Origin of the sequence: Sphingobium sp. AS12 (assembly GCF_019097845.1) — a bacterium.
Taxonomy (GTDB): Bacteria; Pseudomonadota; Alphaproteobacteria; order Sphingomonadales; family Sphingomonadaceae; genus Sphingobium.
In genome coordinates this window covers 1-11,957 of sequence record NZ_JAHRGM010000027.1, presented here as the reverse complement: position 1 = coordinate 11,957, position 11,957 = coordinate 1, and the positions used below count along the sequence as shown (strand labels likewise).

The window sequence follows — 11,957 nt, the reverse complement described above, 5'->3', positions numbered from 1 at the left end:
TGGGCACGGTCGGTCGCCGGGTGGGCTAAGAGCGGCAGTTCACCCTCCTGCCCCTCCGGCAGGGTGACGCAGTCCAGCGCGAGCATAAGCGCCAGCAGCCCTTGCCCGCCGGCCGCATCGAGCCGGCGACCCATCATGCGATTGATCGCGAGCCAATTGAGATCACCGCGCTCGCGGGCGATTCGACATGCGGCCAAAAGCCGGTCCAAGCCTGGTCGCGGCTCGGGGTCCGGAATCTTGCCGGATACAATAATCTCGAAACGACCTTGGAGCGCGCGAAGGCGGCGCCAGTCAGCTCGGACCGTCTCGGCCACTGGCCAGAGATCGATCGACGCAATCGCCAATAGCGAGTGATAGAGTTGTGCGGGCGCGTCGAACCGTGCCCAGGTGCACAAGCGATATTCGGCAGCCGGCGTCCACAGACGATAGGTCCCCCATGGCTCGCCAGCCTTGCGGGCGAAAGCATATGCTCGCGCCTGCGGCTCATTGAGTAGATAAGGCAAATCTGCTGCCAACAGCGACGCCTCGTCCAGCCGATGGTCGTGAAGCGCGAACACGCCGGGGAGAACGCGGAGGAACAGGTCGGGTCGGCTGACCATCACTGGGGCGACACTGTTCCGCGACCGGCCGGGCTCGAGAATGGAATCTGCGTCTCGGTAAAGCTCGACAACTGGCGTCGGGCCCCGGCTGTGAAGTGCATCCAGCAAAGATCCAGCGATCGTAAGCGGGTCGATTGGTTCGGCAGGCCGCGGCACAGCCAGCGCCTGCGGCAACGGGTGATCTTTCGGGCCGTTGCCTACGGCCAGCCAAAGGCCGTCCTCGACCTCCAAGAAGAGATGCGGCGCGATGTCCATGACGATGTCGAAGTCGCGCAGCGAGCACGGATCATCGTCGAAGGCCGCGGTATAGGCGTCTTCCAGTTCGTATAGCGACATCGACCCGCCATGCGCGCACAGCAGGCGGTGGAGCCGGGTCATCCTGCGCAAGCGAGCACGAGGACGCTGGAGGAGTAGATAGCCGTCCGCCACCGCGAGTTCGGTCTCGACACAAACCGCGGCCGCAATCACCGTCGCGCCGTGGTCAAGCGCAAGATCGTCGAGAGCGATTGGCAGTGGGCGTTCAGCGGCAATCCGGCGTAGTTCGGCGCCGAGAGCCGACACTGCTTCGGCATCACAACAATTGGCGACGAAGCCGAACCGCATCGCGACGCTGGTCTGGGAAAGCCATTCGCCGAGACTTAATCCAGCAATATCGAGCGCAAGCGACAATTGCGCCGGCAGCTCGCGACGGATTTGATAGCTGTCATGCGCCGGCAGGAACGGCACGGCACGCTCGTCCCAAAAACGTTCGGAAGCCGTGGCGAGCAGGGCCCGGAGCGGCGTGCCGTCGAGCTTGGCCGAGAGCTTGCGCAGCGCTTTGGCCTCAATTTGCCGGATGCGCTCACGCGTGACCGAATAAGTCGCGCTGATTTCCTCGAGCGTCTCGACGTCAGCACCATCGAAACCATAGCGGCGGTGCAGAACCGAGACTTCGCGCGCCTCTAAAACCGGCATGGCCCAATCAAGGAGTCCGGCGAGATCGGTGTCGCGTGGTGGACAGGCGGCAATCAAATCGAGGATGCGATTTGCCAGTTCAAGGCGCCGAGCCTCAGGAGTTCCAAATAGATAGGCGCAATCGTCAAGCAGGATCGCCGGGTCTGAGCAACTCTTGACCAAAGTGCGCACGACCTCGCCTTGGACAAGCGCTTCGAGCTCAACTAGTGACTTGCGTCCGAAATTTTGCTTCTGCAGCAGCTCTGCGCGGGATGCTGCGCCACCGACGAGCAGTTCAGTGAGCGGATTGTCGACGAGGATCGTGCCATTGAGTGCATTGCTTAATCGCACCGAAACGACCTGACCGCGCATCGCATCAGCATAGGTAAGGCCAGCCAGTTTTCCGAGCAGCGTGTCGAGGCGCATCGGATCCTCGCCGTGGGCGCACACAAATCCAGACTCTTGTCGGCAGTCGCGCGGTTCGAGCGAAGCGTCGGCGAGAAAGGAGGAGATAAGCGCTTCAAGTTCAGTGGCGGTCCCTTTACCGAACGCCCACAGTGCCGTCATGAACGTCGCTCGGGCGCCGGGTCCGGCGTCGATATAATCGCCGACCGTAATGCACGGCATCACACCTTCGAGCACACCGCGCTCGATCGTATTGCGCAGTCGCACTGAGACGTCGTGTTGCGCGACTAGTTGTTCGATTGACATGGCGCGAGCCGCCGCGACCGCTTCGGCATTGGCCGCCGAGTCAGCAAGGTCGATATGGTCAATTTCGGCTGCGCGCTGCTCCATTAGGCCGCTTGATCCGTTGCCAGCTGTTTTCCTGCGAACTCCTTGTAAGCGCGCGCGAGATAGAAGATGCGCGGAGGACGTCCTTTGCCGCGCCCACCGGCATGATTGACGACGATCGCATCGACGTCCGCTTCGAGCATCGCGATCGTGAACAAATCAGCAGAGGCGGGATTGAGCGCCAAATCGGAATGGCCTTGCTCTTCGAGATAGGCGTTGAACGCCTGGATTTTCGGTGCGGCGATCGCTGGGCTCAGCGCATCATCGCCCAGTCGCGCACGGATCCTGTCGATCGATACGAGATCGAGCGCAATCGCCTCGTCAAATGCCAGCCCAGCGTTCACCGACAAGTCGGCGTCCGGGAAATAAGGCCGCATCCGCGCGACGAAATCATGCACGTCGGCAAAGTCACCGGTTTGCACCGCCATCCGAGCAATATTCGCCGCAAGCAACCGGGTAATGGCGGCGTCGCCCGCGCGGGTCAGATGCCCTAGCGCCTCGAGCAGCCCACGTTCAGCGTCGCTCGGCCCTTCGCCTTCAGGCTTGTAGCCGATGTCGTGTTCGATCTCATTCCAAACATGCGCCATCATTGAGCAGATCTGTATCTCGCAGCTTGCACCGCGCAGATTCTCGTAATTTCCGACCAGGTCATTCTCCGGCAGATGCACCTGGCAGTGCGTCGCACGGTAAAATTGTCCGGCCGCCGGCTTGAGCTTATCCTTGGGATCGATCTCGATCGCGCCACCATCTGCTCCGCAAAATAGGAGAGCAACGGCTTCCGCGACCCGCGCCTCGTCCTCTGGACGGTAGGTTGCGATACGCACTCCAGCGAAGTCCCCTATCTGCGCAAACACGTCGTCCACCGAAGCAAAATTTTTGTCGAGCCGGCGGGAGAATCGGCGAAGCTTGCCCTCAAAGCTTTTAACGGTCTTCGTGCGAGAGGTGACCTGCGCTCGGATAGCATTATCTTCAACTACTGCGCCGCGGCAAAGGTCGGCTACGCGGCTCGCGAGTTTGATATAGCGGTCGCGTTCACGATCATATCGCGCAACGGCTTCGACAATCACGGATTCGCTAATTGGCACACTCGTCCCCCTGGATCGATAAAGTGCCGATTCTTCGCGGACATGTCGACACCGTTGTCCTTCTATCTCAAAGACCAATGGGAAAAGGTTAGCAGCGTGGGGCTCTTTTAATATGCGCGCGCGCTTTGGACCGCTCTATCGAGCCAGTGCGCGCTTGTGGCGCTCCGTTGAGCTGATTTCCTCGATCAGGAAGAAATGCGCCGGAGGTGTCACAAGCAAATCCGCTTCCAATTTGTTGCAATCGAGCCAGTCCATTACTTGGCGGCGCAGGATGACCGCACCGTGTCGCTCTTGGTAGCGAGATATCTCGGGGTTGGCACCGACGGTGATAATTCTGAATGCAAGCGGCCATGCGCCCATCGCAGGCTCCCAAACACCGGCCAGATAGAAGAAATTGCCATCATTCAGCGTGACGCGATAGTTCTTCGACGTAACCTTCACTCGGAATTCAGAGGCCGGGGTCAGGCATCGGTGCGAAGGGAAAGTTTTTCCTTCCGATCGCACAAAGCGATATTCGATCCCGTCACTAAACCTGGGGTTAGTCCCCCAGTGCGCGTTGACGAGTTCCTTCTTGCCCGAACCATCGGGTTTGTATCGAATGATCTGGCGAAGGGTGCCCTCCGCCGCATTCGAGTCGAACGGGGTTGCAGTGGCGCTCATTGCTGAGAACATAACTGGAACATCAACGGATCGCAAGGTTCGGGATCGAGACCCCGCGGATGTGCAACGATTATCGGCTTGAGGTGGAGATCGCCTCCATAATGGAGGATTTCGACGACCTCGAGATCAATATCGAGACGCCTGAAGGCGCGCCCGACGACAATCCGCGCGCTGACATCCGCATGACTGACACGGCACCGATCGTGCGTGCAGTCGAGCGACCACAGGGCAACTACCGCGCCGTCGGCGAACTGGTGAATCGGCGCTGGAGCTGGCCGGGCAAGAAGGGGCCGGTCTACAACCTGCGCAGCGAGGGGTTTGGTGGGAAGGCCCCCGACCTCAGCATTAACCGCTGCCTAGTGCTGTGCGACGGCTTCTACGAGTTCACCGATCCCGCCGTGCCGCGCCCAAAGGACAAGCGGCTCGACAAGTGGCTGTTCGAGATGAGAGACCATCGCTGGTTCTGCATGGCGGGCATCTGGCAACATGACCCGAAGGTCGGAGAAGCCTTCTCGTTGCTGACCATGGATGCGGGCAACGACATCAAGCCATATCACCATCGCCAGATCATCCCGCTGACCCGCGACCAATGGGCCGATTGGCTCGATCCGGACGTGCCTGCCGCGGATGTTCTGCAATATCTCCCTGCTGGCATGCTTGAGGTAGAGCAGGTCTATCCCGCTCCCTCACCCGAACAGGCGACGCTCCCGCTCTGACCCAGGACGGAACTACCGATCACCGCAATCGGCTTGACGGCGAGCGTGACTCATCGGAACATATAGCGAACATCTGAGTCGTATGCTGGTCCATGTCCACACCTTCGTCCTTGCCCGATCGGCCCTCGGCCGAGCAACTGGCGTCGCTTCGCGCCGAGCTTTCGCGCGCCGACGAGACGCGCGGGCCAGCGTTGGCGTTCGGTATCGGGGCAATGGACGATCGGCTCGCCGACCATGGTCTTGACGGTGCCGGGCTGCACGAAATCGCGGCGGCGACCGCCAGCCTCAACGACGACGCAGCCGCTACGCTGTTCGCTGCGGGCATAGCTGCCCGGTTTGCGAACAGTCATGGCCGGACAGTGCTCTGGGCTCTCTCTCAGTTCGACCTTTATGCGCCGGGGATTGAGCAGGTCGGGCTTGGCCCCAACTGCATCCTGTACGCGCACGGCAGCAAGGACTCCCAGGTACTGGCGATGGCGGAAGATGGCCTTCGCGACGGCTCGCTCGCCTGTGTAATCGCCGAGGTTAAGGCGGCGGACATGACCGCTACCCGGCGGCTTCAGCTTGCGGCATCGGACGGCCGAACACCCATTCTGCTTTATCGCCGGCATCGCTCACGCGAGCGTTGCCCACTTTCGACGCAATCGGCGGCTATGACGCGGTGGCGGATCGGCTGCGTCGAATCGGCGCGGTTGCCTTTCCCCGGAGTCGGCCGATCCCGCTGGTCGGTCGAACTGGTACGGCAGCGCGCCGGCAATCCCTTCACTCTTGAGCTGGAGGCCTGCGATGAACAGGGTCGCCTCGCTCTTCCTGCCGCAGCTCCCGATCGAGCGACTGCGCGCGGAAGAGCGGCCGTTCAGGCCGCCTGAGCCGGCGCAGCAGGCGGCTGCGGCGCTCGCGCCTCCGATTGACGACAATCCTGGCGCTTGCTCCGTTCCGCGCGGCGGCGGCTGGCGCCCGGGTGCGCGATGGGCGCGCGATGGAGCGATCGTCGCGAAGCCCAGCCAGGCTGATATCGACAGGCTTCCGGCCCATCAGCGACCCACAATGCGTGAAATGGGCCGACGCAGCGAAGCCGCCGACCCGCCATTCCGAACTCTGCCTGGCGATGATGGCCGATCGAGCTCGTCTAAGGCACCACCAACGCTTACTTGGGCCAACCTTTGGGGCACCCCGACGATCCTGATCGAGCGCAGCGGGCAGAAGGAAGTCGTGACCGCCGCTTGCCTCCAAGCGCTGGAGCTTGGCTTGAACCCTGACATGGCGGCCGCGCATGCTCGCGCGCTGGTTGCTGGCCTTGAAGTGCTGGATGCCCAACCGGAAGCCGACCGCATGTGGCTCGACCGACTTGCGCTCCATGCCGTTCGCAAATGGACCCCTACCGCAGCCGTTTCGGGGCCTGACGGCCTGTGGTTCGATCTTACCGGCACCACCCACCTGTTCGGCGGCGAGGAGCGCTTCTGTCGCCGATTGCTCGGCTTCCTCAAGCGATTGGGTTTCAGTGCGACGATCGCGATCGCTGGGACGCCCGGGGCGGCCCACGCACTGGCGCGCCACGGTGGCGCGCCGATCATACTGCTGCCGCCAGGCCATGAGGCCGAGATGCTCGGGCCTCTGCCCTTGGCAGCGTTGCGGCTCACGCCCGGGGCGCTGACGGCGGCAGCGCGGTTCGGGCTCGAACGCATCAGCGATCTCTACCAGATGCCACGGGGGCCGCTGGCGCGCCGGCTTGGCCTCGCGACCGTCGAGCGGCTTGATCAGGCTCGTGGCATGGTTGCCGAGCCGATCATCCCGGTCATCCCATTTGAAAAACCCGGCGTGACGCGGCGATTGCTCGAACCGATCGGCACGCCCGAAAGCATCACCCAGGTCATATCCGATCTGGTCGATGATCTGGTGCCGGTGCTGCGCCTGCGCGGGCTGGGCGCGCGCAAGGTCGCCCTATGGCTCGACCGTGTCGATGGCGAGGTCCAGCATATCGGCATCGGCGCTTCCCGGGCGACGCGGGATGCGAAGCATCTCAAGCGCATGTTCGCACTCAGGCTGGCTGAGATCGAGCCAGCCCTCGGTATCGAGGCGATGCACCTGGAGGTTCCGCATAGCGAGCCGCTCGGCGCCAGCACGGTTGCTGCGCTACTGGAAGACGGTGCGCAACGGCCGGACCTCGCTCCGTTGATCGATCAGCTTATCGGTCGTTCCGGTCCGACAGCACTTTTCCGCCTTGCGTCACACGAAAGCGATGTGCCCGAACGCGCCATCAAGCGCGTTGGACCGCTCGTTGAGCCGCAAGGTTGGCCGGCATGGAAGCGACCGACGCGCTTGCTTGCCCGTCCGGAACCGCTGCGCAATGTCGTGGCATTGCTCCCCGATCATCCACCCCGCCGGTTCACATGGCGGCGGCAGGATTATCGCGTGATCGCTGGTGATGGTCCCGAACGCATCCATGGAGAGTGGTGGCGCCGGCCCGGGGAGCTTTGGGCGGTGCGAGACTATTTCCGGGTCGAGGCGGAGGGGGGCGCGCGCTTCTGGGTGTTCCGTCGCGGTGATGGCGTCGATGGCCCCACCGGCGATCTGAGTTGGTATATGCATGGGGTCTTCGGCTGATGGTCAACGCCGAAACAAGTTACGTCGAGCTACAGGTCACCAGTCATTTCTCTTTTCTGCGCGGCGCGTCATCGCCGGAGGAATTGTTCGCCGCCGGAGCATTGCTCGGCCATAGCGCGCTGGGCCTTGCCGATTGGGGTTCGGTCGCGGGCGTGGTTCGGGGTTGGGACGGCCAGAAAACCACCGGCTGCCGGATGATAGCGGGCGCGCGCATCGACACGCGCGAGGGCCATGCACTGCTCCTTTACCCGACCAGCCGCGCGGCCTGGTCGCAGCTCACCCGATTGCTGTCGATCGGCAAGGCCCGCGGGGGCAAAGGCTGCTGCCTTCTCGATCTCGCCGACCTCGCTGCCCATGCCACTGGCATGGTCGGCATCCTCTTGCCCGACATGCCTGACCCCGTCACGGAAGCGCACCTTGATGACGTGCGCACGATTTTCGGCATGCATGGCTATGCCGCCCTGTCGTTCCGGCGACGCCCCGACGACATCGCTCGGTTGCATTTGCTCGATAGGATGATCCGCGAGGCTGGCCTGCGCTCGGTTGCGACCGGCGATGTGCTCTATCACACGCCGGAACGCCGTCCGTTGCAGGATGTCGTGAGCGCGATCCGCGAGAAATGCCAGGTCGAGGAACTGGGCTTTCGGCGCGAGCGGTTCATGGACCGAAACCTCAAGTCGCCGCAGGAAATGGAGCGTCGCTTCGTGGCATTTCCCGACGCGATCCAGGCGAGCGACGATATCGCCGGCATCTGTCGCTTCGACCTCGGCGAGATCCAATACCAATACCCCTATGAGCAGGTGATGGAAGGCCGCACCGCGCAGGAGGCGCTCGCCTGCCTGACCGAGGAGGCCGCGTCGGGCCGGTTCCCGGATGGCGTGCCTCAGCGCTACCGTGACCAGATCGACCATGAGCTTGGGCTGATCTCCCAACTTGGCTATGCGCCATACTTCCTGACCGTGAACAGCATCGTCGCGGAAAGCCGGCGGCGCGGAATCCTGTGCCAGGGGCGTGGGTCCGCGGCGAATAGCTGCGTCTGCTTTTTGCTGGGAATCACCTCGATCGACCCGATCCAGCACGAGTTGCTTTTCGAGCGGTTCGTGTCGGGCGAGCGCAAGGAGCCGCCTGACATCGACGTCGATTTCGAGCATGAGCGGCGCGAGGAAATCATCCAGTGGATTTATGAGACCTACGGTCGTCACCGTTCGGCACTGACCGCCGTCGTCACCCGCTATCGGACGCGGGGCGCGGTTGCCGAGGTCGGCAAGGTGCTCGGGCTGCCAAGAGACCTGACGAAGATGCTGACCGGCCTCGTGTGGGGCTGGAGCATGGACGGCATTCCACAAGACCGCGTCGAAAGCCTCAATCTCAACGCCGAGGATCATCGCCTCAAGCTGACGCTTGAACTGGCGCGCCAGCTAATCGGCACGCCGCGCCACCTCTCGCAGCATCCAGGCGGCTTTGTTCTGACCCAGGACCGGCTGGACGATCTCGTGCCGATCGAGCCGGCCCGGATGGAGGACCGGCAGATCATCGAATGGGACAAAGATGATATTGACGCCCTCAAGTTCATGAAGGTGGATGTTTTGGGCTTGGGAATGCTCGGATGCATGAACCGGGCCTTCAACCTTCTTGAGCAGGACAAGGGCATCAAGGTCGGCATGGCCGACCTGCAGGATGACGATCCGTCGGTCTATGCGATGATCCAGAAAGCGGACACTCTGGGCGTGTTCCAGATCGAGTCCCGCGCGCAGATGTCGATGCTCCCGCGCATGAAGCCGCGCGAATTCTATGATCTCGTGATCGAGGTTGCGATCGTTCGCCCCGGCCCGATCCAGGGCGACATGGTTCATCCCTATCTGCGGCGCCGCGAGGGCAAGGAGAAGCCGGAATATCCCCGCCCCGAACTGCGGGCGGTGCTTGAAAAGACGCTGGGTGTGCCGCTCTTCCAGGAGCAGGCAATGAAGGTCGCGATCGTGGGCGCTGGGTTCACGCCGGTCGAAGCAGACCAGCTCCGGCGGGCCATGGCGACGTTCAAGCTTACAGGCGGAGTCAGCCATTTCTACGACAAGCTGGTGGGAGGCATGATCGAGCGCGGCTATCCCAAGGACTTCGCCGAAAGGACTTTCAAGCAAATCGAGGGGTTCGGTTCATATGGCTTCCCCGAGAGCCACGCCGCCTCGTTCGCCAAGATCGCCTATGCGTCCTGCTGGATGAAGCATCATCACCCCGATGTGTTTTGCGCGGCACTGCTCAATGCCCAGCCCATGGGCTTCTATGCCCCCGCGCAGATCGTAACCGATGCCCGCAAACATGGCGTCGAGGTGCGGCCGGTTTCAGTCAACGACAGCCATTGGGACTGCACGCTCGAACCGACTGGCGGGCGATACATGGCGGTGCGGCTCGGCCTCGGCCAGATCCTCGGGCTTGCCAATGTCCACGGCGCAGCGATCGTTGGCGCCCGTGGCCCGGCCCCCTATGACAGCGTCGAGGAAGTCTGGCGCCGGGCGGGTACGCCGCGTGCCGCGATCGAGAAGCTGGCGGAGGCCGACGCCTTCCACTGCATTGCCGAGAATCGCCGGCAAGGGCTATGGAAGGCGAAGGGCCTCGGCGAGGCGCCGCTGCCATTGTTCGCTGCGGCAGATGCACGGGAGGGTGGCTTTTCGCCCGAGGGCATGGAGCCGGCAGTATCGCTCAGGGCAATGACCCAGGGTCGCGAGGTCGTTGAGGACTATCGCTCGTTCGGCCTTTCGCTTCGCGGGCATCCGCTCCAGTTCCTGCGTGCCGAACTGGACGACATGCGCATCGTCAAATGCGCCGATCTCGCTTCGATCCGCGACGGTGGCAATGTCGAGGTCGCCGGCGTCATTCTCGTGCGCCAGCGCCCCGGTTCGGCCAAGGGCGTGCTGTTCGTGACGATCGAGGACGAGACCGGCGTCGCGCAAGGAATCCTCTGGCCTGATCGCTTCGAAATCTATCGCCGCCAGGTCATGTCCGCCTCGATGATCGCGATGCGCGGGCGGCTCCAAAAGGAAGGCGAAGTCATCCATGTCATCTGCGATCGCATCACCGACCATGACGCGATGCTGCGATCGATCGCCGGTCGCGACTTGCGGGTTATACCCGGGCATGGCGATGGCGCGACCAACGGTGGCGGCCCAGACCCACGCGATCCAGGCTTTCCGAAGGGAAGGACGCTCTCCTACCGCCCCTTCAATGCCGTGCCGGACGAGGAAGAAATGATGCGCATCCGCAGCCATGACTTTCACTAATGCCGATGCGCGCATGGCAGGCACGATCAGTCGCGCTCTCAACGTCCTTCGGGAAGCGACCGCAACCCGTGGAAAGACGCAGTCGCGCGGTGTCGCCCTGGCGCTCTGGAACCTGCGGCCCTGGGTAGCCGATGACTGGCTGATCTCGTTCTGGGAAGCGGCCGGATCGGATCACGATATTGGCCGAAGCCAAGGCCTTCACGCCGCGTACAATGGGATCGTCCGGCAGATCCGCAGCAACGGAGGCACTGCGAAATGATAGGCTATGCTTCCTATATCGCCAGCACCATGAAAGGCCGTATCGCGATCATCGCCGCTTGCGTCGCGGGCGCCTGGGCCTCTCCGGCGCTTGCCGACCCTTGCGAGGGGGCGTTGCCGTCCAAGGGCACGGCTTTCTCCGGCGTGGTGCGCTATATCGGAGATGGCGACGGGCTGTGCATCGGTCCCGCTGGCCGGCCGGCAAGCTGGATCGAAATTCGGCTCGCTGACTTCTATGCGCCGGAACTACGCGAACCCGGCGGCATCGAAGCCAAGCGCCGGCTCGAACGGATCGTGATGGGCAAGACGCTGGCCTGCCGCGCCGGGCGACGTAGCTACGATCGCGTCGTGGCATCCTGCACACTCGGCGGCCGCCGGCTCGGAAATCTGCTGCGCGCCGCGGGCGGTGCCGAGGGCGGCCGCGGAAGACCGCGATGATCGACCTCTTCGAGACACCCGTCGTTCCTGGCCTGTCGATGACCGAGGCCTGTATTTCGGCCGCCGAGGAAGCCGCGCTGATCGCACATATCGACGAGACGAGCCTCAGCCCGTTTCGCTTCCAGCAATGGACCGGCAAGCGGCTTACCTGTTCCTAGGGCTGGAGCTACGACTTCGAAACCGGTGCGTTCGCGCCAACCGAGCCTATGCCGGAATGGCTCGATGATCTCCGGGCCCGCGCGGCGAGGTTCGCGGGCCTCCACCCCGATGATCTCGTCCAGGCACTGCTTATCCGATACGATCCGGGCGCCGGGATCGGGTGGCACAAGGATCGCCCAGTCTTCGAGCATGTCGTCGGGATCTCGCTCGGGCATGAAGCAACGTTGCGGCTGCGACGCCGGACCGCTCTCGGGTTCGAGCGCGCAAAAGCGAAACTCATGAGCGGCTCCATCTATCATTTGTCCGGTGAAGTGTGGACTTGTAACGGTTTTGTGCCGGTCACCTATCTCATTATGCCACCTTGGCTTCGAACGCGAGCGGGCTGATGCCGCCCAGATATGAATGGCGACGACGGGTGTTGTAGAAGCCATTGATGTACTG

At 63.0% G+C, this 11,957-nt stretch carries 11 protein-coding genes and 1 pseudogene; 8 read left to right on the top strand and 4 right to left on the bottom strand.

Annotated elements, in window-relative coordinates:
- Positions 1-1,400: 1,400 nt before the first annotated feature.
- From KRZ98_RS24410 to KRZ98_RS12165, 3 genes and pseudogenes are all read right to left on the bottom strand, one after another.
- Positions 1,401-1,904 (bottom strand): annotated as a pseudogene (locus tag KRZ98_RS24410) (sigma factor-like helix-turn-helix DNA-binding protein); the annotation flags it as partial.
- A 422-nt stretch (positions 1,905-2,326) separates the two neighbouring features.
- Positions 2,327-3,391: a hypothetical protein gene (locus KRZ98_RS12170; protein ID WP_217673792.1), complete on the bottom strand. Its 1,065-nt coding sequence runs from the start codon at positions 3,389-3,391 to the stop codon at positions 2,327-2,329.
- Between the two features lie 153 nt (positions 3,392-3,544).
- On the bottom strand, positions 3,545-4,069 hold the full coding sequence (locus KRZ98_RS12165) for an SOS response-associated peptidase family protein (RefSeq protein WP_217673791.1): 525 nt from the start codon (positions 4,067-4,069) through the stop codon (positions 3,545-3,547).
- Positions 4,070-4,128: 59 nt separating this feature from the next.
- Between KRZ98_RS12165 and KRZ98_RS12160 the strand changes: the two genes are divergently transcribed.
- The 8 genes from KRZ98_RS12160 to KRZ98_RS24570 all read left to right on the top strand — a co-directional run bounded on the left by KRZ98_RS12160 (position 4,129) and on the right by KRZ98_RS24570 (position 11,902).
- Positions 4,129-4,785, top strand: coding sequence for an SOS response-associated peptidase family protein (locus KRZ98_RS12160; protein WP_217673790.1), 657 nt, complete (start codon positions 4,129-4,131; stop codon positions 4,783-4,785).
- 110 nt (positions 4,786-4,895) lie between these two features.
- Complete coding sequence (locus KRZ98_RS12155) at positions 4,896-5,654, top strand: ImuA family protein (protein WP_368389818.1); 759 nt, start codon at positions 4,896-4,898, stop codon at positions 5,652-5,654.
- A complete protein-coding gene (locus KRZ98_RS12150; RefSeq protein WP_217673788.1) occupies positions 5,572-7,389 on the top strand; it encodes a DNA polymerase Y family protein in 1,818 nt (605 codons plus the stop codon). The genes KRZ98_RS12155 and KRZ98_RS12150 overlap by 83 nt, the downstream gene beginning before the upstream one ends.
- Positions 7,389-10,661 (top strand): error-prone DNA polymerase, encoded by a 3,273-nt coding sequence (locus KRZ98_RS12145; RefSeq protein ID WP_217673787.1) that lies wholly within the window; start codon positions 7,389-7,391, stop codon positions 10,659-10,661. The genes KRZ98_RS12150 and KRZ98_RS12145 overlap by 1 nt, the downstream gene beginning before the upstream one ends.
- A 13-nt stretch (positions 10,662-10,674) precedes the next feature.
- Complete coding sequence (locus tag KRZ98_RS12140; protein ID WP_217673786.1) at positions 10,675-10,920, top strand: hypothetical protein; 246 nt, start codon at positions 10,675-10,677, stop codon at positions 10,918-10,920.
- Positions 10,917-11,357 (top strand): thermonuclease family protein, encoded by a 441-nt coding sequence (locus tag KRZ98_RS12135; protein WP_254798300.1) that lies wholly within the window; start codon positions 10,917-10,919, stop codon positions 11,355-11,357. The genes KRZ98_RS12140 and KRZ98_RS12135 overlap by 4 nt, the downstream gene beginning before the upstream one ends.
- The gene (locus tag KRZ98_RS24575) at positions 11,354-11,515 is read left to right on the top strand and encodes a hypothetical protein (protein ID WP_368389817.1); all 162 of its coding nucleotides are present in this window, start codon (positions 11,354-11,356) and stop codon (positions 11,513-11,515) included. Before KRZ98_RS12135 ends, KRZ98_RS24575 begins: the two co-directional genes overlap by 4 nt.
- A 48-nt stretch (positions 11,516-11,563) precedes the next feature.
- The gene (locus tag KRZ98_RS24570; RefSeq protein ID WP_368389816.1) at positions 11,564-11,902 is read left to right on the top strand and encodes an alpha-ketoglutarate-dependent dioxygenase AlkB; all 339 of its coding nucleotides are present in this window, start codon (positions 11,564-11,566) and stop codon (positions 11,900-11,902) included.
- On the opposite strand, the gene KRZ98_RS24565 is transcribed toward KRZ98_RS24570, so the two are convergent.
- Positions 11,868-11,957: IS3 family transposase (locus tag KRZ98_RS24565; protein ID WP_368389819.1), on the bottom strand; the 90-nt coding region annotated here is incomplete at its 5' end. The genes KRZ98_RS24570 and KRZ98_RS24565 overlap by 35 nt on opposite strands.